The following is a 25,408-nucleotide window of genomic DNA, read 5'->3' on the forward strand; positions in this document are numbered from 1 at the left end:
TCGATTGCAACAAATAACAAAGCCACTATCTAGTGGCTTTTTTTATGCATTGCGCATAAACTCTTCTGCTTTTTCTACCATGTTTTTACTGCCGCAAATAAATGGGACACGCTCATGAAGTTCTGTCGGCTGAATGTCCATAATCCTATTAAAACCATCACTAGCCTTTCCGTTAGCTTGTTCTGCGATAAAAGCCATTGGGTTGCACTCGTACAGTAAACGGAGTTTTCCTTTGGCATTTTGAGAGCTTTTAGGGTAGAGATAGATACCACCTTTAATCATATTTCGGTGAAAATCTGATACTAAAGACCCAATATATCGACTGGTATACGGACGATCACCTTCTTCCATTTGACAATACTTGATATAGTTTTTAATGCCTTGTGGAAAGTGGATGTAATTCCCTTCATTCACTGAATATATTTTACCATCTTCTGGAAATTGCATATCGGGATGCGATAAATAAAAAGTCCCTATGGCAGGATTCAATGTAAACCCATTCACACCATCACCAGTGGTATAAACAATCATGGTAGAAGTTCCATAGACTATATATCCAGCCGCTACTTGCTGACTCCCTTTTTGCAAAAAATCTTCTATGGTTACTGGTGTACCAACAGGTGTTACACGCCTGTAGATTGAGAAAATAGTTCCAACCGACACATTGACATCAATATTTGAGGAGCCATCTAAGGGGTCAATTAACACCACATATTTATTCTGATGGTTTTCATCTTGACTATTAATAGAGATAAAATCGTCTTCTTCTTCACTCGCAATTCCGCAAACAATGTTGCGTTTCGTCATGGTTTGAATGAACTTTTCATTGGCATAAACATCCAATTTTTGCTGATTCTCACCTTGAATATTAGTATCTCCAGCTGCACCTATAATATCTACCAGACCCGCTTTATTCACTTCATGGTTCACCACTTTTGCCGCTAATCGAATGGAATTAATTAAACGAGATAATTCGCCAGAAGTGTATTTAAAGGAGGATTGGTTTTCAATAATAAATTCACCTAAGGTCTTGTTTTTTCGTGTCATCTGGTGTGGCTGTTTCTGCAAATATCTTATTTTTTTAATCAACTACAACGATATAGTAGATTATTTGTGAGATAAAATTATTCAGTTTAAACTATATTTGGGCTAAAGAAAATTTATGACTTTTTCCATTCGTAAAGCGACCCAAAATGACATGCCTAGAGTTCATGAATTGATAGTGGAACTGGCCATTTTTGAAAAGGAACCCGATGCTGTTGAAGTTTCTGTCGCGGATTTAATAAAGGCAGGATTTCAGGAACCTAAAGCCTTTACTTGCTTTGTTGCTGAGCAGGATGGCAAGGTAGAAGGTATGGCATTGGTGTATCATCGATTTTCAACTTGGAAAGGCAAAGTGCTCCATCTTGAAGATTTGGTAGTAAGTCAAGAACAAAGAGGATCTGGAATGGGTACCGCTCTTTTAGATGAAGTCGTAAACTATGGAAAGGAATTAGGTGTGAAACGTATCTCTTGGGAGGTCTTGGATTGGAATGATTCAGCGATTGAATTTTACGAAAAGAAAGGGGCAGATGTGAAGCGCGATTGGAACGTAGTTCACCTCAATGAAGATCATATGAATAATTATATAGCGAGTCGATAACATGCGTGTATTTAAATTTGGTGGAGCTTCAGTAAAAAATGCTGAAGGTGTTAAAAATTTGGCTTCAGTCTTATCACAAGTAGGACATGAAAAGACCCTTGTGATAGTGTCTGCTATGGGTAAAACGACAAATGCACTTGAAGTCGTGATAAAAAATTATTTCGATCATAAACAAGAATTGCAAAGTGCCATACAAGACGTAAAAAAATTTCACAACCAGATCTTGCTCGACCTTTTTGATAACACACAACATCCCGTTTTTAAAAGCGTGTCCTCCATTTTTGAAGATCTTGATTATTTCTTATCAAAAAACAAATCTCCCGACTATAATTTTGTTTATGACCAGGTGATTGGATATGGAGAGTTAGTGTCTACAACGATTGTTAGTGCTTACCTCAATGATAGCGGCCTTAAGAATCAGTGGCTGGATGTTCGTGAGTTTATTAAGACCGATGATTATTATCGACGAGCCAATGTTGACTGGGAGCAAACATTAAGCAACATAAAACAGAATTTTGATACCTCCGTTTTGAATATTACCCAAGGGTTCTTAGGAAGTGATGCCAATAATTTTACGACAACATTAGGACGAGAAGGAAGTGATTACACGGCCGCTATTTTTGCTTATTGCTTAAATGCTGAAAGCGTGACTATTTGGAAAGATGTACCAGGTGTATTGAATGCCGATCCGCGTTATTTTGAAAATGCACAATTGCTACATACAATCTCATATAGGGAAGCGATAGAGCTCGCTTTTTATGGTGCTTCCGTCATCCATCCAAAAACCTTGCAGCCATTACAACAAAAGGAAATCCCCTTACATGTCAAATCGTTTTTGAACCCTAAAAATGCGGGAACCTGCGTAGGTAAAGGCTCTGGTTTAGAACCAAATATTCCCTGTTATATTGTAAAGAAGGATCAAGTGTTAGTGTCTTTATCATCGTTGGATTTTAGTTATATTGTTGAGGAAAATATCAGTGAAATATTTAAGTTGTTACATTTATATAAAATGAAGGTGGACGTCATTCAAAATTCCGCAATTAGTTTTTCAGTATGTTTTGAGAACTCCTATAATAACCTTGAACGTTTGCTGCAACATCTCAAGGCAAAATTTAAAGTCACAGCTTATGAAAACGTCAGTCTTTATACAGTAAGACATTACAACGAACAAGCAGTGGCGTCGATAGAGAAAGGTAAAAAGCTCTTGCTTAAGCAATTAACACAAGAAACAATACAAATAGTAACTAAATAGTTTATTTAGTACTTTTACACTTATGACCAAACCACAAGATACCGGATTAGTTACCGCAAAAGAAGTTGCTAAAGCCATCAAAGCTGATAAATACGGTTTTGTTGGAACCTTCGCAGGATGGTTACTTATGAAGGTATTAAAGATTTCCACACTTAATCGTATTTACAAGCGGCATAAACACCTCAGTGATGGGGAGTTTCTGAACGCTATTTTAGATGATTTTCAAATTAAATTTGAAATACCAGAGGAAGATTTAAAACGATTACCTAAAGATGGTGCATATATCACAGTTTCCAATCACCCACTAGGTGGTATCGATGGCATTTTGCTACTCAAATTTATGATTGAGCAACGTAAGGATTTTAAAATCATTGCCAATTTTCTATTGCATCGTATCGAACCATTGAAACCCTATATCATGCCTGTAAATCCTTTTGAAGATAGAAAGGATGTTAAATCAAGCATAGCTGGTTTTAAAAATGCGTTGCTGCATTTAAAGGATGGTCACCCTTTAGGCGTATTTCCTGCAGGAGAGGTTTCGACCTATAGAGATGGTAAGTTGGTGGTTGATAAGCCTTGGGAAGAAGCGGCTATGAAACTTATTAAAAAAGCCGAAGTACCTGTTGTTCCTATATACTTTCACGCAAAAAACAGTAAGTTGTTTTATAAATTGTCCAAAATAAGTGACACCTTCAGAACCGCAAAATTACCGTCTGAATTATTGACTCAAAAGAATCGGGTTATCAAAGTTCGAATTGGTAGACCTATCACAGTGGCAGATCAAAAGGAACAATCCACCATTGCAGAATTCTCTGAATTTTTAAGACGTAAGACCTACATGCTTTCTAATGCGTTTGAAGACAAACCTAAAATTTTGGATAATCTTTCCAATACATTAAAACCACCAGCAAAACCACCGAAAAGAATCGTAGGTTCTGTAAGTGTCGAAAAGATGGCTGCGGAAGTTGATGCATTGCGTGAGGGAGATTTCAGACTCTTAATTAGTAAAAATTATGAGGTTTATTTAACCGAGGCAAAGCGCATACCGAATATTCTACATGAAATAGGGAGATTACGGGAAATTACGTTTCGGGAAATCGGTGAAGGCACCAATGAAGCCATAGATTTGGATAGTTTTGACACCTACTATCATCACATGTTTTTATGGGATACAGAGACGCAGCAAATAGCAGGTGCCTATCGAATGGGATTAGGCGCAAAAATTTATGCACGATATGGTATCGATGGTTTTTACTTGCAAGATCTTTTTAGATTTGAACCAGAATTGCACAAGATGATGAGCGAGTCCATAGAAATGGGACGTGCTTTTATTATCAAGGAATATCAACAAAAGCCTATGCCATTGTTCTTATTATGGAAAGGGATTGTACACACGACATTGCGTTACCCTGAACACAAATATTTAATAGGCGGTGTAAGCATCAGTAATCAATTTTCTAATTTTTCTAAATCCTTGATGATCGAGTTTATGAAATCTCATTACTACGATCCTTATGTGGCTCAATATGTTCGTCCGAAAAAAGAATTTAAAGTTAAGTTAAAAGATGCAGACAAGGATTTTGTCTTTGATTCTACAGAGGCCGACTTAAATAAGTTTGATAAGATTATCGATGAAGTGGAACCAGGAGCACTGCGCTTACCAGTATTGCTTAAAAAGTATATTAAGCAGAATGCGAGACTTGTGGCCTTTAACGTAGATCCATTGTTTAATAATTCTGTCGATGGTTTAATGTATATTAAAATTGCAGACTTACCAGAAAGTACCGTAAAACCTGTTATGGAAGAATTTCAGGCGGAGCTTGAACGTAAGTTTTCTAATGGTAATAATGAAGAATAGTGTATTTTTTGTTGCGTTATTAACGTCATTGTTTTCCTTTTCACAAACGTTAAAAGGAGTCGTCTTGGATGCCAAGACCAAAGCGCCTATTGAAAGCGCTTCCATCTATTATGATAATACAACCATTGGGACATCCACCAACAGTAAAGGTGAATTTGAGATTGAATATGACCAAGATTTACAATCCTCATTAATCATTTCCTTTTTGGGCTATCAAAAATTAACAATACCCAACTACAGTCCTAAACAATTCTACAAGGTGTTGTTAGAGGAACAAAATGATATGTTGGATGAAGTTGTTATTTATGCAGATGATGGGATGTCTAGAGAGTTAAAATTGAAATTTTTTAGATCTCAGTTCTTAGGAAAGTCAGTAAACGGGAGATCTTGCAAAATTTTAAACGAAGATGATTTGACCTTACGTTACAATAAGAAGACGAAGCAATTAATGGCAAGCTCCAAAGTACCTTTGATCATCATGAACGAGAATCTTAAATATAAGATTCAGTTTGAAATGAAAGATTTTATTCTGGGTTTTGGTGATGTCAATTTAGAGACGGAACATTTTCATCCGGAATCGCTTATCTATACAGGCACCTCTTTTTTTGAATCCCTTGACAATGACAGTACCATTGTGAATAAACGAAACAAGGTTTATAAAGGATCCGTGTTACACTTTATGCGCACCTTAGCTAAGCAAGAATTAGCACAAGAGGACTATCAAATTTTTAGTAAAGGATTTAAGGTTGATCCAGAGAGATACATCTCGGTAAAATCGATAAAAAATTCGGATGCGGTAGAAGTGAAACTTCGATTACCACTTTCGGTGATGTACAATAACAAATACCAATCGGAGTTGTTAAATAGACAATTGACTTCCGAGGAAAATCCTTCCAATTCATCGTATTTCAATACGACCATTACCATTAATCGCTTTGGAAATTACAGTCCAATTGAAGCGATGTATTTTAGTGGCTATATGTCGCTTATGCGCTTAGGAGATACCTTGCCATTAGATTACGAATTGTCCAATGCTGATAATTGAACATCTATATCTATCCATTAGAGTAAATAAAAAAGCCAGAACATACATTCTGGTTTTTAATTATTATATGGACTTAAACCACTCTTGGAATTGATTTCCAAGCAAGAATACTGGTTTTTTCTCGCCACTTAAAGCTCCGATTAAACTCATAACCCACATGGCTAACGGTAAAATCCAAGCAATAAAATTAACAATTGGAATGATGCCACAAATAAATCCGACAATCATAATGCCTAGTACTTGACGTACATAAAAGGACCCTAATTCCGTTTTGTTGGAATTATTCATGACAATAGCGATTATCCAACCAATGAGTGTAATGTGCGCAACGATGGCAATGTTTTTACCATCACTTAAAACTTGTTTTGCGTCATCACTAAATTGATCCGCTTTTTCTCTGGTTTCTCTTCCAAATTCCTTGGCGTCCTCGGAAAATTCTTTGGCAGAACTACTGATCTTATCACCTGCTTTTCTTGCAGAATCTTTTGCATCATCTATCATATCATTAAGATCATCGCTTAAATTTTTGTTATCATCAGACATTTGTTTTGGTTTTATGGTTATGCTATAAATTTAGTAAAAAAACCAACTTGAAAATTGTTTTTTTATAAGCTTCAATTATCGCCCTGATTTTCATTTTGGATTTAACTACTTTATTTACAAGTCGTTCAATGCTGAATTTTGTTACAGGCTTATAAGAAAGCTTGATCTGAAGGTTCCCATAATTCTATTTTATTACCGTCGTTATCTAGGATCCATCCAAATTTACCGTATTCAAATTCTTGCATTTCACCAATAATGGTCACGCCTTCATTTTTAAGCGTTTCCAGAAGTTCTACGAGATTCTCAACGCGATAATTAAACATAAATGGTTTGTTGGAAGGTTCAAAATAACCGGTGTCATCTTTAAAAGGGCTCCATTGTGTGGAGCAGTCTTTACCGTCTTTATCTTTCCACCAAAAAGTACAACCATAATCATCTGTGTTGAATCCGAGGTGTTTTTTATACCAATCTTTTGAAGCTTTAGGATCTTTAGTTTTAAAAAATAGGCCTCCTATGCCTGTCACACGTTTTTTCATATTCTTATTTATTTTTTAATGCAGATTCATAAATTTTAATCCATTCCTTTACCGATAGTTTTTGACATAATTCTGCTATGAGGTCAAACGGAATATCATCTAAATATTTAAAGCGGATACAACTTTTGCCCATATCCAATTTACGCTTACAATGTTTTGGATATTCAGACACAAACCAGTCATGCAACTCTTTTTTAGCATAAATACCACTATGATATAAATTAATCGAGTTTTTTTGAGATGCAAAACTCATAAAAGGCAGTGGTGTTTTTGGGTCGCAATGGTATCCGTCTGGATATATGGAATGAGGGACATAATAGCCTATCATTTTATAGATTATCCCTTCTTCAAAACCTTCGGGTATATTGGCATTTATGACCGCTCTTAATTTTTTTAAAGTATCTTGTCGTTCTTGTGGAACTTGACTGATATAGTCTTCAGGAGATGTTGCATCATATTGCATAGTGATGAATATTATTTACGTTGAAGTATTAATGCTGAAATTAAAGATAAGATAAATCCAATAATCAATACGGTTACAAACATGATAAATGCTAAAAATCCAGAACCTCCATAAGCGCTCATTTGCTCAACTAATTCAGCTTTTTTAGTTTGTAATTCAGTTCCCGAATAGGTTGTTTCTAGTTGTTTGATGGATGTATCTAAAAACTCTTTGGCAAAATCTGGGTTAATGAGAGTGGTGTAGATATAATCTGCAATGCCGATACCTATAGCAACCATTCCAGAAATTAACACACCTATAAGTAATGCCTTACCAAAACTTACAGTGCCATTATTGACGTGATCTCGAAAATGTTTGATGCCAAAGAAAACAAAAGATAGTGAGGCTATCATGGTAGCATAACCAACAATTTCTTGAGTAGAATAACTCAGGCCATTACCGAAGACAAGTGCCAATAAAAATAATACGATGGCAAGTGTGCAACCGTAAAGTCCGAATTTAATAACTGTATTTTTCATGAGATACCTGTATAATAATTACGATTCAAAACTAAGAGGAGTCAGGCAATTAGTACTCATACTTTAGTACCAAACAGGTCATCAAAAAGTACTTTTTTACCATTATTTAATAATCTGGAGGTTTTTTGCGATCTGCAACGCTTGAGTTCGTCGTTTAGCATTCAGTTTAGAAAGGAGATTGGAAACATGGGTTTTTACGGTACTTTCAGATACAAACAGTTTTTCACCAATTTCCTTATTCGAAAGACCTTCGGAAATTCCCAACAGCACGTCGTATTCACGTTTACTTATATCGAGTTCTTCAATTTTTTTATGATTGATTGTATGCGTGACTATTGGTTTTTTTTGAAGGCTTTTTTTATTGAGATATACACCCACAAAAAAGAAAACAACAGCAATTAAAGCAATGGTCCACTCTGAACGAAGATTACCGGAAATAACAGCATATTTGCTAAACTGAAATAATAACAAAAGGCTTAAAATGAGGACTCCAAAAACGAGAACAGTTTTTTTCACAATTCAAATGTAACAAAATTTTGCTTTTATCTTGTCTACGATTGTTTGTGCCAGTTTTTCTTTGCTCTCCATAGTCCAACCTGCCACATGTGGTGTAAGGATGACATTGTCTGAAGCCATAAGGTATTGAAAAGCTTTTGGGATATCGGTTGTAAAAAGATTTTCAAAAGAAGCTTTTTCATATTCCAAAACATCTAATCCTGCACCCAAGACCTTACCAGATTGCAATGCCTCAACTAAATCCTCAGTAACGACGCTTTTACCGCGAGCCGTATTGATGAGCCAAAACGGTTTACTAAAATTCTGGATGAAGGCTTTGTTGACCATTCCAACAGTTGTAGCTGTTTCTGGCGTATGAAGGCTCAGCACATCCGCGCGCTTTTGTAGTTCTTCTAGTGGTACTTGATGCGCATAGGAATCCCCTACATTATTTTTGATGTCATAACAAAGAACAGTCACATCAAAGCCACTGAGTTTTTTAGCAAAAGCTTTGCCCATGTTGCCATAGCCAATAAGTCCAACGGTTTTTCCATCCAATTCTATTCCACGATTTTCTTCTCTCAGCCATTGTCCTTGGCGTACTTCCTTATCAGCTTTTAAAAGTTTATTGAATAGAGACAATAGTAAAGCCAAACTATGCTCTCCAACAGCATTCCGATTGCCTTCTGGTGCAGAAATTAGTTCAATTCCCTTCTGCTTAGCGTAGTCGCAATCAATATTTTCAAGGCCTGCACCAACACGTCCAATAAATTTCAGGCGGATTCCAGCATCGAGAAACGACCGGTCAATTTTAAAACGACTCCGAATTACAAAACCGTCATATTGATGAATAATTTTTTCAATTTCCGCTTTTGAGGCGGTATAATTCTCATCATTTGTAAAACCCAGCGCATTGAGTTGCTCGATGAGTAATGGATGGTTGCTATCTAGATGTAATATTTTCAAATCTTAGGGTAATGGTTTTGTGTTCGTTCATCTTTGACTTTACCCGTATGTGCCGTACTCAATTTTTCAAATAGCAGCACATGCACTTCTTCATTATTCAGCGTATATGGATGGTGTTCAACACCTTTAGGAACCACAATCATCTCTCCTTCTTTTATGACTTCAGTACGATCTCTAAATTGTATATATAAGGTACCTTTCATCACTTGAAATAGTTCATCTTCGTCATCATGACTGTGCCAAACAAATTCACCTTTGAGTTTGGCCAAAATAACTTGCATGTCATCAACGATAGCAATCTGATGTGGATGCCAATGGGCATTAAATTTTGTGAATTTATCGGAAATGTTAATGGCTTTCATAAGGGTAAAGTTACAAAAGCATTTTGTATTAAATACCAAGAATGAGCTTGGCTATCCAGAAGTATATAAGGATACCGAAGATATCATTACTCGTTGTAATAAAGGGACCAGTTGCTATGGCTGGGTCTATGCCTCGTTTATCCAAAAATAAAGGAATGAATGTTCCTATAAGTCCAGCAACAATGATAACCGCAACTAAGGACACAGATATAGCGAATGCGGTTCTTGGATCACCTTGAGTTGCCCAAACAAAGAAGAAAAGGCATATGGCTAAAATAACACCGTTTAGGGCTGCTAACAACATTTCTTTTATCAATCGGCTATTCACACTCCCTTTAACATCGTCATTAGCCAAACCTTGTACAATGATAGCGCTGGATTGTACTCCAACATTTCCTGCCATCGCGGCAATTAATGGCGTAAAAAAGAAGAGTAGAGCATATTTATCGAAGGTACTCTGAAAACCTTCCATAATTAAAAAAGCGCCAACACCACCAACAAGTCCCAAGAATAGCCATGGCAATCGCGCTCTGGTGAGATCTAAAATACTATCATCAGCCTCCACGTCACCAGTAATACCGGCAGCCATTTGGTAATCTCTCTCCGCTTCCTCTTTTAAGACATCTACAATATCATCAATAGTAATTCTGCCTAGAAGTGTTTGTTGATCGTCCACTACAGGAATAGCTTCCAAGTCATATTTCGCCATCACTCTAGCGACATCTTCAACATCATCATCAACATGAACAAAGTCCACATTGTCTTTAGCGATATCCGCGATTTTTTGTTCACTTTTAGCGACGATTAAATCTTTTAGAGATAGGCGGCCAATGAGCTTTTCCTGCTTATTCACCACATAAATCGAATGCACTCTTGTCACTTCTTTTGCTTGTCCACGAATACGCCTTAAACAGCCAGCAACTGTCCAGGTTTCGTAAACTTTGACGAGCTCTTTCGCCATAAGGCTACCAGCTGTGTCCTCATCATAGGTTAAAAGTTCCGTAATTTCATCACGATGCTCTTTATCTTCAATCTGGGAGATAACTTCTGCCTGGCGATTTTCTGGAAGTTCAGCAATCAAATCGGCAGCATCATCGGTATCTAGTTCTTCAACCTCTTCGGCAATTTCTTTGGCCGACAGATTTTCGAGAATTTTCTCTCTTGTATCTTCATCTAATTCCGTTAAGATATCAGAGGTTGTTTCAGAATCCAACAATTTGATGACATACACGGAATCGTCTAGATTTAATTCATCTAAAATTTCAGCAACATCGGCATAATGGAAATCATTGAGAAGTGCCTTGAGGGCTTTATCGTTTTTTATCGCTACAAACGATTCAACTGCTGCAATGAGCTCATCCGTCAATTCAAATTGTATGTTTTCTTTTTCTTCAGTCAAATTGGGAAATTTAGGAGTTCTATTGATCGTCTTGAATGCGTTGTGTCAATTCTAAAAAGGAATCAACACTCAGTTGTTCTGGACGCTTGCCAAATATAACATTTGCTTTTAAATTATCGGAAAGATTAAATGTTTTTAAACTGTTACGCAATGTTTTTCGACGTTGCTGAAAAGCAGTTTTAACCACTCTAAAAAATAATTGTTCATCGCATGCTAAGGTGTAATTGGTTTTTCTTTTAAGCAACAACACACCCGAGTCAATTTTCGGAGGAGGGTTAAAAACAGATGGAGGAACAGTAAATAAATATTCGGCATCATAAAATGCCTGTACCAACACCGAAAGAATACCATAGACTTTACTGCCTTCCTTGGAACAAATACGTTCGGCTACTTCTTTTTGGAACATGCCTGAAAATTCAGGAATGTGCTCGCGCATTTCTAAGGTTTTAAAGACAATTTGTGTAGAAATATTATATGGGAAATTTCCAATAATAGCAAAGGGTTCTCCTTTGAAAATCTCTGATAGGTCGTATTTAAGGAAATCCTCTTCATAAACCCGATCTGCCAAATTTAAATAATGTGCTTTGAGGTATGCGACCGATTCTGTATCAATTTCAATCACATGGGTTGTAATTGGTTTTTCAAGTAAGTATTTCGTGAGAACTCCCATACCTGGTCCAATTTCTAGAACATGATTGTAGTTTTTTAAGCTCAGCGTGTCAGCAATATTTTTTGCAACGGACTCATCGGTTAAAAAGTGTTGTCCTAAATGTTTTTTAGCCCTTACTTGGTGGTTGTTTGACACGTTATTTAAATTTTACAGTATATTCATCAATAATTTGAAGCTCCGTTCTAAAAGCCAACATTTTATCTGCGAACTTTTTTAAACCCTCTTGACGCAAACGATCGGCATCTTCCTTATAATAGGCTTCAAGCGCTTCTCTGGAATAGGATCGGTATTGAATCGAGTAGGTAATACCACCCATTTCTTCATCTACCAAGACTTGTGATAAAGTCGCCTTTTCAAATTTCCCAGTTCCTAAAACTTGTGGAATGTGCTCCGTTTTCATCCATTCCAACCATTCGTCATGTATGGTGTTATCAATATTGGCAGTGACGTTGTAAATAATCATAAAGATAGGTTTAATGAATACGACTTAGTTTTCAAATGCAAATAACAGAAGTTTATTTCTTGTCTTCAAGCGGATTCCGACTTTTTTGGTAAGATAGGCTTATTTTTCTAAGAATGAATTGCTGCTGACAACTATCTGTAATTTGCTGGTATCTCCAGTTCGGAAGGGTTCAGCATTAATTTATGGCGTCCCCTCTTAGCATTCTGAAACGCTTCCTAGCTTCAATAAAGTAGATGCTGTCTTCATGATTAAAAATGATGTTCTCATAAAGCTCTTTGGCTTTTTCGGGTTGATCTAATTGATTTTGATATAACTCAGCTAGATAGAACAAGGCATCATCTGCTAAAATATCATTTCTATAATTATCAATGATATATTGATAACTCCCGATAGCTTTATCGATTTGTTGCGTTTTTTCGTAGAGTTTCGCTTGCATAAACAAGGCTTGATCTTCAATGGATTCGCCCTTGTGATCGTTCAAAATTTTATCTAATAATTGAATGGACTCAGCTGTTTTATTTTGAAATGCCATCAAATCAGCTTTCGAATAGAGTTTTAAAGCCGTTCTCAAAGAGTCTTCGTCTTTATTATCTGATATAAGAAGCTTCAATTCTAAAGCATCGTTCGCTATCAATTGGGATGTGGAAGATTTTAATATCTTCAATTGCGATTCTGCCCAATCAAAATCACCTTTATAATAACTGGTTTTAGCCACTTTAAATCGAGCTTCTTGCGAAATCGTACTATTTTTTAAGTTAGCTTGAATCTGTGTGTAATAAATCAAGGCCTCATTGAAGCGTTCTTGAAATACTAAAATATCACCAAGTTTCAGTTTAACTGTCGCTTCTTGAAATGTCGATAACTGCAACTCCAAACTCTTTTTTAAAAAGTCACTAGCCGCTTTTGGTTGATGTTTATGGAAGGCTAAAAAATTCCCATAAGCGATTTGTAAGGCAATGGTCTGTTCGTATGTTCCATATTGCTGAAATAAACTTTGAAATTCTTCATCAATCGCTTTAAAATCATCGTTTTGCGCATTTTTAATGGCCATTTCCAATAGGTATTGATGGGCAGTCAACCTCGTATCTATGTCTTGCGAATTCTCCAAAACAAAAGAAAAAATGGCATTCGCTATGGCATCTTCATTCTCTTGGACTGTGGTCAATGCAAGGTCAATAATCCTACTTAAACTTTCTTGACTCCTTTTGTACAGTGCCTTTTCTTGTATGAATGCTTTATTGTATTCTTTTTGTTGAATATAGAGCCAACTTAATAAATCATACCAATAAGGCTCTGGATTGGATTGTAACTTCTTAAGAAGTAATTTTCGCAGTATAAGGTTGTTTTCATTCTCCTTGTTTTCAGAAACAAAATCACTAAAAGCGCGCTTCGCATTACTCAAAAAACTAGGTTTTATTTCTATATAATCAATATAATTTGAAAACAGCAATTCAATATTCCCTTGCTCGCCATAAATTCGAGCCATTTGCATGTTGAAACTAAAATCTGGATTATATTCCATCCCTTTTTTATAAGCCTCTAGGGCGCGATCTAATAAAGAATGGTCTTCGAATTTTTTAGCAATCCCGTAGGTGTAACTTGGGCGTTCTTCTACTTTTAAAAGCGCTTGGTCATAATACTTGTTGGCTAAAGCCATGCTATCTTTAAGCTGATAATTATAACCTAATTCAACTAAAAGTGCCGGATAATTGATTTCGGTCATTCGCTGCTCAATGACGGCTTGTGCCTCATCATAGCGTTCGAGTTGTTGTAAGGTCTCAATGATTTTATAAATGTATTTCGAACTGCGTTTGCTGTCATTGAGTTTTTGGTAGGTGAGTAGTGCTTTTTCGAATTCACCACGCTTAAAATACTCATCAGCTAACTGTTCATTTTGGGAGAACAAAAAGCCACAACAAAAAAAAGCGATGTAAATTATAAGGCGTTGCATGGTCAATTTTATGTAAATATAACAAAAGGATTTCCTAGTTATTGTGAATGTTTTTATAAATAACAGCAAAAAAAATGCCCAAACGCAAGTTCAGGCATTACCAACCAAAATAAATGTGCTATTAATCGATTTTTTACAAAATGATTCAGATATTCTGCTGTGGCTTTTTTTTAAGGTCGTATTAGTAATTTAATACGTTATAATAAGACTTTGCTTGCAATGACTATGAGTGTCACCAAAAGTACTAGGCGTTTGATATTTTTCATAATAAGTAGGTTATTTCTTATTTGGAAGACTAACATCTACATAATTATTTAAAAATCAAAGAAAAATGCCAATTATTCGTCAAACGACGTGTTTTTTTAGCATTTAAACGACAATTAAAGATAAAATTCCTACAAATTTAGATGCTATCAAATCCTGTATAAGGAATCAATACTTCTGGAATTTGGATCCCATTTTCTGTTTGGTAATTTTCTAAGATTCCCGCTAACACTCTAGGCAAGGCTAAGGAGCTTCCGTTCAGTGTATGACATAATTGCGTTTTGCCGTCTTCATTTCTAAAGCGCAATTTCAAACGGTTGGCTTGAAAGGTTTCAAAATTTGAGACACTAGATATTTCCAACCATCGATCTTGAGCAGTAGAGAAAACTTCAAAATCATAGGTCAGTGCCGATGTAAATCCAAGGTCACCACCACAAAGGCGTAAGATACGATATGGCAATTGCAATTCGTTTAAAATACTTTTAATGTGTTCCACCATTTCCTCCAGCGCTTGATAAGATTTGTCGGGATGTTCTACTCTTAATATTTCAACTTTATCAAATTGATGGAGTCTGTTTAAGCCTCTCACATGAGCCCCATAACTACCGGCTTCAACTCTAAAACAAGGGGTATACGTGGTGAGTTTTTGGGGTAATTGCGATAAATTCAATATATCGTCACGGTAAATATTTGTGGCAGGCACTTCGCCTGTAGGAATTAAATATAAGCTAGGGCTCACATTTGTTGCATGGTACATCTGACCGTCTTTATCTGGTAATTGACCAGTGCCAAACCCTGAGGCTTCATTTACCAAATGCGGTACTTGAACTTCGTCGTAACCAGCGGCTGTGTTCTTATCTAAAAAATAGGCGATTAAAGCACGTTGTAATCGTGCGCCTTTGCCTTTATAGACTGGAAATCCAGCACCTGCTATCTTATTACCTAATTCAAAATCAATAATATCTAAGTCTTTTACTAATTCCCAATGTGGTTTAGCATTTGCGTGAAGTTGAGGTATTGCACCTTCTCTGAAAACCTCTTCATTGTCTTCATCAGAATTCCCAGTTGGTACAGATGGGTGAGGGACATTAGGGATCTTATAAAGCAGTTCATTGAGTGCTTCAGCTTTAGAATTGAGTTGGTCTTCCAACAGTTTAGAGTCTTCCTTTAATTTAGCGCCTTTTTCTTTTAAGACATTGGCTTCTGCTGCTTTGCCAGATTTATAAAGTTGACCTATTTCCTTTGAGATGCTATTTGATTCTGCTAAAGTATTATCAAGTTGTGTCTGTAATTGACGACGCTCTTCATCGAAAACGATAACGTCATCAATCAATTTCGAGGCATCGATATTTCGTTTTGATAAACGTGCAATAATATCCTCTTTTTGTTCTCTAATAAATGCAACTTGTAACATGGCTTTCTTTGTATTAAACAGGTCTACTTCAATGGTCTTTTAAACCATTTTTGAAACGCCAAATTTAAGGAATTGTCAGTTATTCTCGTCTAGATTTGAAGGTAAAATCCATTCATGATGTTTAAAATGTGACCATTCAGTATTGGCGATATCGATATTAGAATCAATATACTTCTGACTTTTACGACCATTAACACTTAGATAGGAACTGATGTAAACGGCAATATCGATACCTTTTTCAGCATAAATGTCTTTAAGTCTCTGCGAAAATTGCCACATGACATCGGGTTTGGAACTCGCACTTCTAACCTGCTTTTTCGTTAAATAGTCTCGCAAGTTTATTTGAGTGACCTTATTCGTGGCTTTGTCTACAACTCTGTAAGTTGTGTTTCCGCTTTTAGAACGGAGCATCATTCGCCATGATAATCTATGACCTTCTTCTGTCCATAGAACGTTATCTTCAATAAAATGGTGACGTAGTGGTAATGCGATTTGAATCACAAAATAGCCAATAAAAACAAATTTGAATATATGAACGTGATTGGGAACTGAAATGGTGTTTTCTGTGAAAAGAGGTTTACGTTTTAGGAATAATTTTCTAATCACCTCTGGTTCAAAAAAGAAAACGGCAAAAGCGAGAGATAAATAAGGGAAAATTCCAACTTGAAAAATGAATGAATTAAACAAGTGAAAAAATATGGATGCAAAAAATGCCATTTTTCTGGTTGGCTTCCATAACAATAACGGTATGATTAATCCATCAAACAAAATGCCACCATAGGCAATACCGTAGTGCACCCATTTTTGTTGTAAAAGATCTCCAACTAAGGCATAGTTTTTTTTGCTCTTCATTAATAATTCCGGGACACTCGTATCCAACCAATCTGGGTACATTTTGGCTATCGATGCATAACTATAAAGGATGAACAATTGAAATATGAATACCCATCGACACCAATTAGGCATGGAAATACGTTTCATATCAGGATGTTGCATCACATCTATGGAGGCATATTTATGAGCAGGAAGACAGGCCATGATACCGCTTAGGATCATCAGAAAATAATAATGATTATTATAGGATGATTTTTGCATTAAATAGGTGGCTGACCACATGAGTGTAAATGCAATCATACTCATGCGATATTTGTAGCCCACCATAATCATAAGACCAAAAAGAGCCATGACCACATAATAGACATACATCCAATTTCCGGGAAGTGGTTGCAACCACTCAAATCCAATAAAGTTGAATGTAAACTCAGGTTCAATTAAAGTACGCTTTAGCCATCCAGTCGCAATAGCACCTGCACTCTCAAGAAAGACAAGAGCGCCAAAGAGCATTCTGAAAACTATTAGGGCACTGTTATCAATATGTTTGAAAAGGAATTTATTCATGATGCTATAAATGCCAAGGCATTAATTTTGTCTTTTTCAAGCTGTGCTTTTAGATCATTGACGGAATTGAACTTGTGTTCATCTCTTAAGCGATGTAAAATATCTATTTGAAGCGTTTGTCCGTAAAGATTATCATGAATATCGAAAAAATGAATTTCGATGGATTGTTTTTTTTCATTGAATGTTGGATTGTTGCCAATATTCATCATGCCGTAAACCCTCGTTTCTCCTATCGTTGATTTTACAACATAGACACCTGGTTGAGGTATTAATTTATAAGGTTCCTTAATGTCAATATTTGCCGTAGGAAATTGGAGCGTTTTACCAATTCCTTTTCCTTTGACCACCTTACCTGTTAAAAAATAGGGATAGCCTAGGTATGAATTAGCAATGGCAATATCACCTTCCATAAGCGCTTTTCTAATCTTAGTTGAACTTACGGCCACATCTTTGATATCTTGCACGGAAATTTCTTCTACAGTAAATCCAAATTCTAGGCCATAAGCTTTTAGATCGTCAATATTTGCCGTTCTATTTTTTCCAAAATGGTGGTCATAACCTATAATAATATGTTTGGCGTTTAGTTCATCTACAAGAATCGTTTTCACATAGTCGTAAGCAGATAAATTTGCAAATGCCTTCGTAAATGTTTTGATGACGATTGTGTCTAATTCGAAATTCGAAAGTAGTGATTTCCTCTCTTCAATAGTACTCAATAGTTGAATATCAAAATCAGGTTGCAGCACCATTCTTGGATGCGGAAAAAATGTCAAAACCGTAGAATTAAGCTGTTTGTTTTGTCCACATTTAACCAGGCGTTTAATGATTTTTTGATGTCCAATATGAACGCCGTCAAAAGTGCCGATTGTAATAACCGAGGCTTTTGGCGACTGTGATTGTGTAGAAGGTGATTTCAATACCTGAATTTTTGGTAAAAATAGTTATAAAGATGGGTAAATAAAAAGAGGGTTGAAAAAATCAACCCTCTCTTAATTATTATAGATTTATAATTTACTCTTTAATAAATGGTAAGGTTACAGAACTATTGTCCTTTGTAATTTTTATGAAGTAAGCACCATTACTTAATGAAGAGGTATTTACCGCAAGATCTTCATTCGTTTCAATAGTACGTTTCGTAATAGACTGACCTAAAATATTTACAATTTCGTAACTCGTTGGTAAATCATTAGTATCACCTAATTTGATATTCAACTGGCTTCCAGCTGGGTTAGGATACAGGTAAAGATTACCGTTAGCAAAGAAATCATCAACACTCAATGCAACTGTAGAAATTTGCGTTGTTTCAGAATCTGCATATTCGCCTCCTTGGAAGATAATAGTGTCATCATCAGTTCTAAGGTTGTAAGATCCTATACCATAATCACAGCAGATACCATCTCCAAAACCATCATTGATGGTAAAAGTATAGCACATATCAGGAACAACAGGGAATGTAGCATCTACTTGTGTAGTATTTCCGTCAACATAAGGACCACCAGAGGCAATAGTTCCATTTTCATCGCTGAAAGTCCAAGTAATTTCACTTCCATAGTTATCAGGAACAATTGTTAATCTCACTTCTGTTGTTTCAGAATAGGAATCAATACCGTCAAAAGCAAGATCATCTACATCGTTACAAGCTCGCTCATCAGTATTACCATTAGGTGCAGAAATAGAAACCGTATATATATGAGGACCGCTTCCTGGGTTGACAAGTGGTAAATCAAAATCTTCAAAAGCATTTGTTGCTAAATTACCTGTCCAACTGTAAGTCATTGGATTCAATCCATCGACATCGTAAGTGATGGTCGCAGATGTTAAGGTTGCAGTACCGTAGTTTTGAATTCTAACATTTGGTATGAAATCCCCTGAACATGGTGCGCCAGGAACTAATCCATTCAATTTGATACTACCATCAGCACTTACATCAGCTAAAGGAGTACAAACGTTCGATGTTGTCGTATTAGGACGGTTTGCAGCAGTATTCATTGTTGCAATAACTCTTGCTTTTTGATCATTAGTGAACACATTCATACAAGCATCATCCGTATAATCCATATAGTTTCTTACCATATCCAAAGTACCACAAGATTGGTGTGTTGTTGGGCATCCGAAGTTAGGAGCATCAACAGCAGGCGTATCATTACAGAAATCGCCACTACCAGTACAACCACCTTGAAACGTGTGGTAAAGTCCTAAGTAATGTCCAACTTCGTGTGTCATGGTACGTCCAAGATTGAAGGCACCAGGAATATTAACACCTGGAGCATCGTTACTACCAAAATAAGTGTAGTTAGAAACCACACCATCTGTAGCAGCTGGTCCACCAGGGAATTGCGCAAACCCTAAAAGTGTTGGGTCAGAAAAATTCACAGACCACATATTCATATATTGAGACGCATCCCAAGTAGTTGTTGGTTTTAAGATGGTATTGGTGTTACTAGTTGGACCAGATCCACCCCAAGATGTACTTACACTAGACATGTCAACTCTATCGATACCATTGGTGATACAACCATCAGGATCACGTTTAGCTAAGCAAAATTCTACTTCAACGTCAGCACCATTAGGATCTGTGTTAAATCCGTTGGTACCAATAATTCTCCTGAAGTCTTCATTTAAAACTTGAATTTGTGATAAAACTTGAGCATCAGAAATATTGGCTCCTGTTCCAATGGGTTCACCATTATGAATAACATGAACAACTACTGGTATTGTAAATTGGAGCACTCTTTGATTATTGGATTGCATCATTGCTTTTGCTTCAGCAACTTTTGGTGCAATTAATTGCTCATATGCTTCACTACCCATCATTCTAGGGTTATTCTGTAAGAGCGCATTATTATACTCATCAGCCGCACATCTGATAAAACCATTAACTGGTTCAGGCATATTGGTTGTTTTTCCTTGTTGTGCAGTAAGTGTTAAACCTCCCAACAGAAGAGCCACAGATAGAAATTTAAGAGTAATTTTTCTCATTATAGATTTGTTTAAAAAATTAAAGTTCCACAAATTAAGAATTTTTCAATAAAAAATTGAATTTGTTGGCGAAATTAACATCAAAATACGAGTTATTTGCCGTTAAAAGTGTTCATTGTGTTATGGACACCAGCAGTTCCAAAAGATTTGATCACTTCTACAGATTGGTTTAGGCGTTCAGGTAATTTTTGGATTTCTTCATCAGACCATTCTCCTAAAACGTAATCTACTTGACGACCTTTGCTAAATTCATCACTTATACCAAAGCGGAACCTATTATACTTTGTAGTTTGTAAAACATTCTGAATATCCTTGAGCCCATTGTGGCCGCCATCACTTCCTTTAGTTTTAAGCCTTATGCTACCAAAAGGGAGGTTCAGGTCATCGGTAATTACCAATAAATTGTCCTGAGGAATCTTCTCTTTTGTCATCCAATATTTGACAGCCTTGCCACTTAAGTTCATATAAGTGCTCGGCTTTAAAAGGATAAAGGTGCGCCCTTTAAATTTATAGGTTGCAATATCTCCAAGTTTTTGAGTTTCAAATGTCAAGCCTTCTTTCTCAGCTAAGGCGTCTAATACCTTAAAGCCTATATTGTGTCTTGTATTTACATATTTGTCGCCTACATTGCCTAAACCGGCAACAAGAAATTTTTTCATAGGATCACTATTTTCAGTCTCGGTTGCTGTTGATTTCCAATTAAATATATGTTTTATAAATGTCCAGATACGTTTCGGTTTTATGTAAAAATAAAAAAGCATTCTAAATTAATAGAATGCTTTTGTTATTTCTAAAGAATACTCAATTTATTCTTGAGCTGGAGCTTCAGCTTCATCACCTTGTGGAGCATCTCCTCCTTCAGTTGTAGCTGCTTCTGCACCTTCCTCTAATTCATCTTCATCTTCATCTTCGTCATCAACAATCGCCGTTCTAGCCGTCTTAATTTGGACGACCACTGTGTTGTCGCTATGAAGTAATTTGTAGTCTTCACCTTCTAAAGCAGTGACATACAATTTTCCTCCAATTTTAAGAGGTGTAATGTCAGCTTCTAAGAAATCTGGTAAGTTCTTTGGTAAAGCTTTAACTCTTAATTTACGTCTGTTTCTACGTAAGATACCTCCATTAAGAACTCCTCTTGACGTACCAATGATATGTACTGGGATGTCCATAGCGATTTCTTTATCTTCAAATAGACGGTAGAAGTCGATGTGTAAGATGTTATCTGTTACTGGGTGAAACTGGATGTCTTGTAAAACAGCATCGTAAGTTTCGCCGTTGTCTAAGGCAATCACAACTGTATGCGCATTAGGCGTGTATACAAGTTTAGAGAAAGCCAATTCTGGTGCAGAGAAATGCACGTTCTGGTCTCCTCCGTATAATACGCAAGGAACCTGACCAGCATTACGTAAGGCTTTTGTTGCTTTTTTGCCCACGCTTTCTCTTTGAGATCCATTGATTGTAATTGATTTCATTGTTTGTGTTTATATTAATATTAAATTACATTAAAAATTTAGAGCTAATCGATTTGTTGTAATGCACATTATGCATGACTTCAGCAAATAGATCGGCACAACTTAAGACTCTAATTTTGTCACTTTTCTGTTTTAAAGGAATTGAATCGGTAACGATTAATTCTTGTAACTTCGAATTCTCAAGTTTTTTATAAGCTTCTCCGGATAGTATAGGATGGGTACAAATGGCTCTTACACTCAACGCCCCTTTTTCCATCATAAGATCCGCAGCTTTCGTTAACGTACCAGCAGTATCGACCATATCATCTACTAATACGACATTTTTACCAGTGACATCACCAATCAATTCCATGTGCGAAATAACATTGGCTTTTGCACGTTGTTTATAGCAAATCACGACATCACTTTCTAATGCTTTCGAATAGGCATAGGCTCTTTTGGATCCACCCATATCTGGCGATGCAATCGTAAGATTGTCTAATCCTAAGGATTTCAAATATGGTAAAAATATGGTAGACGCAAACAAGTGATCTACAGGCTTCTCAAAAAAACCTTGTATCTGATCTGCGTGTAAATCCATGGTAATGATTCGTGTAGCACCAGCAGCCTCCAACATTTTGGCGACTAATTTAGCAGCAATTGGTACACGAGGCTTATCCTTTCGGTCTTGCCTTGCCCAACCAAAATACGGAAGAACAGCTGTGATATGTCTTGCAGATGCACGCTTTGCAGCATCAATCATCAAGAGCATCTCCATCAAATTTTCTGGTCCAGGATGTGTTGAACCAATAATGAAAATTCGTGTGCCTCTAATAGATTCTTCGTAAGACGGTTGAAATTCACCATCACTGTACGTAGATGTAATCACATTACCTAATGGCGCACCAAAAGTAACTGCGATTTTCTCTGCAAGTGCTTTGGATTGTGTACAGGCAAAAATTTTTGCTTCTGTGGCTGCGTTTGGCATTGGTAATGAATTATTTGTGCGTTAGTTACCCTGTTGTTTTTAACGAGGTGCAAATTTAGGAATTTATTTTTACTGAAAAAGCATAAAACCTACTATTTTTGATTGTTTGTAATAAATTATTTTTTAATTTTGCAGTCCGAATTAGCTCAAGTGGCGGAATTGGTAGACGCGCTGGATTCAAAATCCAGTTCTTTCGGGAGTGTGGGTTCGATTCCCACCTTGAGTACTGTATTAAACCGTAAATCATTTATAACTAAATGTTTACGGTTTTTTTATGTTTATTTTAGTCAGTATTTAGTCAAATTAATCTTAAAAAAGTAAAATTATGAGTGCTGAATTAATTGTGCCTGCTACTGAAAAAGAAAACCAAGATCAATATCTAGAAGAAATCGAAAGACTGAAATAGGAAGCTATAAGGAGCAAAAGAAAGTTTGTTGAGTATTGTGATGCTTTGACTAACCATGAGCTAAATATGATATCTAATACTTTTAAAAAGTTCATTAGTTTTAATTAGTGTTTTAACTAAAAGTAAACCAAGCAAATTCTGCGGCTTAATTGTATAATATATTAGGTTTATCTTAGATTTTCTTGTTTGATTTTCACAACAACGTTGTTGAAACTTTTGTTGCAATATTGTTGTTGTTAGTTATTTGATTGTATACGGCATGTGTTTAAGCCTCTTTATCTTATATAATAATTACCATAACAAAGTTGTTGATACTTTTATTGCAACAGTTTTGTTGCTTTATTTATTCCAACAAATAACTATGATAAGCTAATGTTTATTTTAATCAACCCCATGATGTTCAGGAAGTTTAGAAGAATATTTTTTTAAATAATATTAACTGCCTAATTAAAAGAAAAGTAAAACTACTTAAACACAGATGCTTAGTTTTTAGTAATTTTAAAAATTCATAAATAGGTCAGATGTGTGTTTTTTCGATAATTTATTGGGATATAGGTGCTTTTGGTCTTTATATAACGAGTTGTGTAAAATTATAAACCACCATGGCGAAAAAGACATTTTCGAAAGATGAAATCTATGGAAATTGGAAACTTATCCAAAACATAGCTCATGGTGGAAATAGTTCTGTATGGACTGTTGAGAACATTTCTAATGGCGAAAAACAAGTTATAAAAATATTAAAAAAGACTCATGAAACTTCTAGAACAAGATTTCTAGATGAAATAAAAATCATAACGGAAAATCAAGATATTGATGGTGTTATGAAAATCATTGATTCGGTTCAAGACGAACCTGACACTCTATGGTATGTAATGCCTGAAACAACAACGTTAAACAAATACTTGGCAAACAAGCCTTCGATTGTAAAAGTAGATGCAATACTTGAAATTTCAAAAATATTAATTAACCTACATGCAAAAGAAGTATCTCACAGAGACATAAAGCCACAAAACCTCTTTTTTCAAGAGAGATTTATAATCGGTGACTTTGGTTTGGTTGATTATCCTGATAAGGAAAGTGGACTTACGATAGTTGGTAATGCCTTAGGACCTAGATGGACTATTGCACCAGAAATGCGCAATAAACCTGAAAAATCAGATGGATTTTCAGCAGATGTATATAGTTTATCAAAAACACTTTGGATACTATTAACAGGTATTGAGAATGGTTTTGAAGGACAATATTCACCAACAGGCTCAATAGGTTTAACTAACTACGTTCCAGAAATATATTTGAATATTCTTGAGGACTTATTAATAAAATCGACTGAAAATGACCCAAAACTAAGACCTTCAATCAAGGAGTTCTATGAAATACTAAATACTTGGAAAGAGATTCAAGATAGTTTTTACGAAAAGAATGAACTGGATTGGAAAACAATACAATATAATTTATTCCCAGCTAACATTCCAGAATATGCAGAATGGACAGATGTTAACATGATTACGAATATTTTGAATATGGTTGGCGGAATAAAAGCATTGAACCATATGTTCTTTGATGATGGTGGCGGACTTGACTTAGAAGGAGCAAAATTATCTTACGAAAGAGGATTGATAGAATTGGATTGTGGTATTCCATATTTGATAAAACCAAAAAAACTTTCTTTTTGTTCTTTCAACGATGACTTGCAATGGAACTATTTCTATTTAGAGTTAGATAAGTTAGACCATATTTATTCTTCTTATTCAAACTCTGAGGAATTAATTGAACTTGAACCCTTAGAGTACAAACCACATGACTTTATTGAATATTGGTATGAGAAATATGATGATGGATGGAATGAAAGACCCAATAAATACAGAACCATCATTCGATTAACAGGAGGAAATCTTGTAATATTCAGAAAATCTTCAGCCTACAATAAAACACCATCGACATATGATGGAAGACATGGAAAAATGGGAGCAGAAAAGTTTCGTGAATACATTCAGCACTTAGTTGATATTGGATATGATGTATATTTTGTTAAAGATAAAGAAGGTAATATCATTGGTGAACAAATGACACATGATATTAGAAACTATTAATAACTTTACACAACACCGTTTATAATTCATTGCGGCTGAATTTACTGTCGGAAATTCAATCTTATTAATTATCTTAGTCAATGGCGGAAAACGAGTCACACCATTTTCCGCAACAAACCATACACAATTACGTTGTGCGTCATTTAAGAAAAACCCGAAGAAACAAGAAAATTGAGTTGGATAAATAAAATATTTGGAACAAATAAAATTGAGAAAAATCCCACTCGAAAAATTGACTACATCCAAATAACAAAA

24 protein-coding genes and 1 tRNA gene are annotated in these 25,408 nt (G+C 35.7%); 6 read left to right on the forward strand and 19 right to left on the reverse strand.

Annotation, left to right across the window (positions count from 1 at the left end):
• Nucleotides 1-42 precede the first annotated feature (42 nt).
• Nucleotides 43-1,047, reverse strand: coding sequence for a class 1 fructose-bisphosphatase (fbp, locus tag ACU8DI_RS14240; RefSeq protein WP_447113458.1), 1,005 nt, complete (start codon nucleotides 1,045-1,047; stop codon nucleotides 43-45).
• A gap of 115 nt (nucleotides 1,048-1,162) precedes the next feature.
• Here fbp and ACU8DI_RS14245 point away from each other — a divergent pair, with 115 nt between their 5' ends.
• The 4 genes from ACU8DI_RS14245 to ACU8DI_RS14260 are packed head-to-tail and all read left to right on the forward strand — an operon-like array spanning nucleotide 1,163 to nucleotide 5,797.
• Nucleotides 1,163-1,642: an N-acetyltransferase family protein gene (locus tag ACU8DI_RS14245; RefSeq protein WP_447113459.1), complete on the forward strand. Its 480-nt coding sequence runs from the start codon at nucleotides 1,163-1,165 to the stop codon at nucleotides 1,640-1,642.
• Between the two features lies 1 nt (nucleotide 1,643).
• Nucleotides 1,644-2,894, forward strand: coding sequence for an aspartate kinase (locus tag ACU8DI_RS14250; RefSeq protein ID WP_447113460.1), 1,251 nt, complete (start codon nucleotides 1,644-1,646; stop codon nucleotides 2,892-2,894).
• A gap of 22 nt (nucleotides 2,895-2,916) precedes the next feature.
• The gene (locus tag ACU8DI_RS14255; RefSeq protein WP_447113461.1) at nucleotides 2,917-4,752 is read left to right on the forward strand and encodes a GNAT family N-acyltransferase; all 1,836 of its coding nucleotides are present in this window, start codon (nucleotides 2,917-2,919) and stop codon (nucleotides 4,750-4,752) included.
• A complete protein-coding gene (locus ACU8DI_RS14260; protein ID WP_447113462.1) occupies nucleotides 4,742-5,797 on the forward strand; it encodes a carboxypeptidase-like regulatory domain-containing protein in 1,056 nt (351 codons plus the stop codon). The genes ACU8DI_RS14255 and ACU8DI_RS14260 overlap by 11 nt, the downstream gene beginning before the upstream one ends.
• Nucleotides 5,798-5,860: 63 nt before the next feature.
• On the opposite strand, the gene ACU8DI_RS14265 is transcribed toward ACU8DI_RS14260, so the two are convergent.
• The 18 genes from ACU8DI_RS14265 to ACU8DI_RS14350 form a co-directional block, all read right to left on the reverse strand.
• Nucleotides 5,861-6,340: a YtxH domain-containing protein gene (locus ACU8DI_RS14265; protein WP_447113463.1), complete on the reverse strand. Its 480-nt coding sequence runs from the start codon at nucleotides 6,338-6,340 to the stop codon at nucleotides 5,861-5,863.
• A 149-nt stretch (nucleotides 6,341-6,489) separates the two neighbouring features.
• On the reverse strand, nucleotides 6,490-6,876 hold the full coding sequence (locus ACU8DI_RS14270; protein ID WP_447113464.1) for a VOC family protein: 387 nt from the start codon (nucleotides 6,874-6,876) through the stop codon (nucleotides 6,490-6,492).
• A 4-nt stretch (nucleotides 6,877-6,880) separates the two neighbouring features.
• Nucleotides 6,881-7,339, reverse strand: coding sequence for a DUF1801 domain-containing protein (locus tag ACU8DI_RS14275; protein ID WP_447113465.1), 459 nt, complete (start codon nucleotides 7,337-7,339; stop codon nucleotides 6,881-6,883).
• Nucleotides 7,340-7,350: 11 nt separating this feature from the next.
• Nucleotides 7,351-7,857, reverse strand: coding sequence for a DUF4199 domain-containing protein (locus ACU8DI_RS14280; protein ID WP_447113466.1), 507 nt, complete (start codon nucleotides 7,855-7,857; stop codon nucleotides 7,351-7,353).
• Between the two features lie 102 nt (nucleotides 7,858-7,959).
• Nucleotides 7,960-8,373 carry a response regulator transcription factor gene (locus ACU8DI_RS14285; protein WP_447113467.1) on the reverse strand — a complete coding sequence of 138 codons (414 nt, stop codon included), beginning with the start codon at nucleotides 8,371-8,373 and terminating at the stop codon, nucleotides 7,960-7,962.
• Between the two features lie 3 nt (nucleotides 8,374-8,376).
• Nucleotides 8,377-9,318: a 2-hydroxyacid dehydrogenase gene (locus tag ACU8DI_RS14290; protein WP_447113468.1), complete on the reverse strand. Its 942-nt coding sequence runs from the start codon at nucleotides 9,316-9,318 to the stop codon at nucleotides 8,377-8,379.
• Nucleotides 9,315-9,680, reverse strand: coding sequence for a cupin domain-containing protein (locus ACU8DI_RS14295; RefSeq protein WP_447113469.1), 366 nt, complete (start codon nucleotides 9,678-9,680; stop codon nucleotides 9,315-9,317). The genes ACU8DI_RS14290 and ACU8DI_RS14295 overlap by 4 nt, the downstream gene beginning before the upstream one ends.
• Before the next feature lie 28 nt (nucleotides 9,681-9,708).
• A complete protein-coding gene (mgtE, locus tag ACU8DI_RS14300) occupies nucleotides 9,709-11,079 on the reverse strand; it encodes a magnesium transporter (RefSeq protein ID WP_447113470.1) in 1,371 nt (456 codons plus the stop codon).
• A 19-nt stretch (nucleotides 11,080-11,098) separates the two neighbouring features.
• Nucleotides 11,099-11,884, reverse strand: coding sequence for a 16S rRNA (adenine(1518)-N(6)/adenine(1519)-N(6))-dimethyltransferase RsmA (rsmA, locus tag ACU8DI_RS14305; protein ID WP_447113471.1), 786 nt, complete (start codon nucleotides 11,882-11,884; stop codon nucleotides 11,099-11,101).
• A gap of 1 nt (nucleotide 11,885) precedes the next feature.
• Nucleotides 11,886-12,212: a DUF4286 family protein gene (locus tag ACU8DI_RS14310; RefSeq protein WP_447113472.1), complete on the reverse strand. Its 327-nt coding sequence runs from the start codon at nucleotides 12,210-12,212 to the stop codon at nucleotides 11,886-11,888.
• A 175-nt stretch (nucleotides 12,213-12,387) separates the two neighbouring features.
• The gene (locus ACU8DI_RS14315) at nucleotides 12,388-14,163 is read right to left on the reverse strand and encodes a tetratricopeptide repeat protein (protein ID WP_447113473.1); all 1,776 of its coding nucleotides are present in this window, start codon (nucleotides 14,161-14,163) and stop codon (nucleotides 12,388-12,390) included.
• Nucleotides 14,164-14,566: 403 nt separating this feature from the next.
• The gene (gene serS, locus ACU8DI_RS14320; protein WP_447113474.1) at nucleotides 14,567-15,841 is read right to left on the reverse strand and encodes a serine--tRNA ligase; all 1,275 of its coding nucleotides are present in this window, start codon (nucleotides 15,839-15,841) and stop codon (nucleotides 14,567-14,569) included.
• A gap of 75 nt (nucleotides 15,842-15,916) precedes the next feature.
• Nucleotides 15,917-17,242 carry an HTTM domain-containing protein gene (locus tag ACU8DI_RS14325; protein WP_447113485.1) on the reverse strand — a complete coding sequence of 442 codons (1,326 nt, stop codon included), beginning with the start codon at nucleotides 17,240-17,242 and terminating at the stop codon, nucleotides 15,917-15,919.
• Nucleotides 17,236-18,156 (reverse strand): bifunctional riboflavin kinase/FAD synthetase, encoded by a 921-nt coding sequence (locus ACU8DI_RS14330; protein ID WP_447113475.1) that lies wholly within the window; start codon nucleotides 18,154-18,156, stop codon nucleotides 17,236-17,238. Before ACU8DI_RS14330 ends, ACU8DI_RS14325 begins: the two co-directional genes overlap by 7 nt.
• Before the next feature lie 94 nt (nucleotides 18,157-18,250).
• Nucleotides 18,251-20,218 (reverse strand): M43 family zinc metalloprotease, encoded by a 1,968-nt coding sequence (locus ACU8DI_RS14335; protein WP_447113476.1) that lies wholly within the window; start codon nucleotides 20,216-20,218, stop codon nucleotides 18,251-18,253.
• Between the two features lie 92 nt (nucleotides 20,219-20,310).
• Complete coding sequence (pth, locus tag ACU8DI_RS14340; protein WP_447113477.1) at nucleotides 20,311-20,877, reverse strand: aminoacyl-tRNA hydrolase; 567 nt, start codon at nucleotides 20,875-20,877, stop codon at nucleotides 20,311-20,313.
• A gap of 147 nt (nucleotides 20,878-21,024) precedes the next feature.
• Complete coding sequence (locus tag ACU8DI_RS14345; protein ID WP_447113478.1) at nucleotides 21,025-21,690, reverse strand: 50S ribosomal protein L25/general stress protein Ctc; 666 nt, start codon at nucleotides 21,688-21,690, stop codon at nucleotides 21,025-21,027.
• Nucleotides 21,691-21,715: 25 nt separating this feature from the next.
• The gene (locus tag ACU8DI_RS14350) at nucleotides 21,716-22,657 is read right to left on the reverse strand and encodes a ribose-phosphate pyrophosphokinase (RefSeq protein WP_447113479.1); all 942 of its coding nucleotides are present in this window, start codon (nucleotides 22,655-22,657) and stop codon (nucleotides 21,716-21,718) included.
• A 144-nt stretch (nucleotides 22,658-22,801) separates the two neighbouring features.
• Between ACU8DI_RS14350 and ACU8DI_RS14355 the strand changes: the two genes are divergently transcribed.
• A tRNA-Leu gene (locus ACU8DI_RS14355) sits at nucleotides 22,802-22,883 on the forward strand.
• 782 nt (nucleotides 22,884-23,665) lie between these two features.
• The gene (locus ACU8DI_RS14360; protein WP_447113480.1) at nucleotides 23,666-25,153 is read left to right on the forward strand and encodes a protein kinase domain-containing protein; all 1,488 of its coding nucleotides are present in this window, start codon (nucleotides 23,666-23,668) and stop codon (nucleotides 25,151-25,153) included.
• The last annotated feature ends 255 nt before the right edge of the window (nucleotides 25,154-25,408 follow it).

The sequence above is a fragment of the Psychroserpens sp. BH13MA-6 genome, assembly GCF_052983595.1.

What these genes read in the sequence shown, in the direction of transcription:
- ACU8DI_RS14360 (WP_447113480.1), top strand. Translation starts at nt 23,666, where the DNA reads ATGGCGAAAAAGACATTTTCGAAAGATGAAATCTATGGAAATTGGAAA.
- ACU8DI_RS14345 (WP_447113478.1), bottom strand. Translation starts at nt 21,690, where the DNA reads ATGAAATCAATTACAATCAATGGATCTCAAAGAGAAAGCGTGGGCAAA.
- ACU8DI_RS14260 (WP_447113462.1), top strand. Translation starts at nt 4,742, where the DNA reads ATGAAGAATAGTGTATTTTTTGTTGCGTTATTAACGTCATTGTTTTCC.
- ACU8DI_RS14250 (WP_447113460.1), top strand. Translation starts at nt 1,644, where the DNA reads ATGCGTGTATTTAAATTTGGTGGAGCTTCAGTAAAAAATGCTGAAGGT.
- fbp (WP_447113458.1), bottom strand. Translation starts at nt 1,047, where the DNA reads ATGACACGAAAAAACAAGACCTTAGGTGAATTTATTATTGAAAACCAA.
- ACU8DI_RS14270 (WP_447113464.1), bottom strand. Translation starts at nt 6,876, where the DNA reads ATGAAAAAACGTGTGACAGGCATAGGAGGCCTATTTTTTAAAACTAAA.
- ACU8DI_RS14275 (WP_447113465.1), bottom strand. Translation starts at nt 7,339, where the DNA reads ATGCAATATGATGCAACATCTCCTGAAGACTATATCAGTCAAGTTCCA.
- ACU8DI_RS14350 (WP_447113479.1), bottom strand. Translation starts at nt 22,657, where the DNA reads ATGCCAAACGCAGCCACAGAAGCAAAAATTTTTGCCTGTACACAATCC.
- ACU8DI_RS14265 (WP_447113463.1), bottom strand. Translation starts at nt 6,340, where the DNA reads ATGTCTGATGATAACAAAAATTTAAGCGATGATCTTAATGATATGATA.
- ACU8DI_RS14255 (WP_447113461.1), top strand. Translation starts at nt 2,917, where the DNA reads ATGACCAAACCACAAGATACCGGATTAGTTACCGCAAAAGAAGTTGCT.
- ACU8DI_RS14295 (WP_447113469.1), bottom strand. Translation starts at nt 9,680, where the DNA reads ATGAAAGCCATTAACATTTCCGATAAATTCACAAAATTTAATGCCCAT.
- pth (WP_447113477.1), bottom strand. Translation starts at nt 20,877, where the DNA reads ATGAAAAAATTTCTTGTTGCCGGTTTAGGCAATGTAGGCGACAAATAT.
- serS (WP_447113474.1), bottom strand. Translation starts at nt 15,841, where the DNA reads ATGTTACAAGTTGCATTTATTAGAGAACAAAAAGAGGATATTATTGCA.
- ACU8DI_RS14245 (WP_447113459.1), top strand. Translation starts at nt 1,163, where the DNA reads ATGACTTTTTCCATTCGTAAAGCGACCCAAAATGACATGCCTAGAGTT.
- ACU8DI_RS14315 (WP_447113473.1), bottom strand. Translation starts at nt 14,163, where the DNA reads ATGCAACGCCTTATAATTTACATCGCTTTTTTTTGTTGTGGCTTTTTG.
- ACU8DI_RS14310 (WP_447113472.1), bottom strand. Translation starts at nt 12,212, where the DNA reads ATGATTATTTACAACGTCACTGCCAATATTGATAACACCATACATGAC.
- ACU8DI_RS14335 (WP_447113476.1), bottom strand. Translation starts at nt 20,218, where the DNA reads ATGAGAAAAATTACTCTTAAATTTCTATCTGTGGCTCTTCTGTTGGGA.
- ACU8DI_RS14280 (WP_447113466.1), bottom strand. Translation starts at nt 7,857, where the DNA reads ATGAAAAATACAGTTATTAAATTCGGACTTTACGGTTGCACACTTGCC.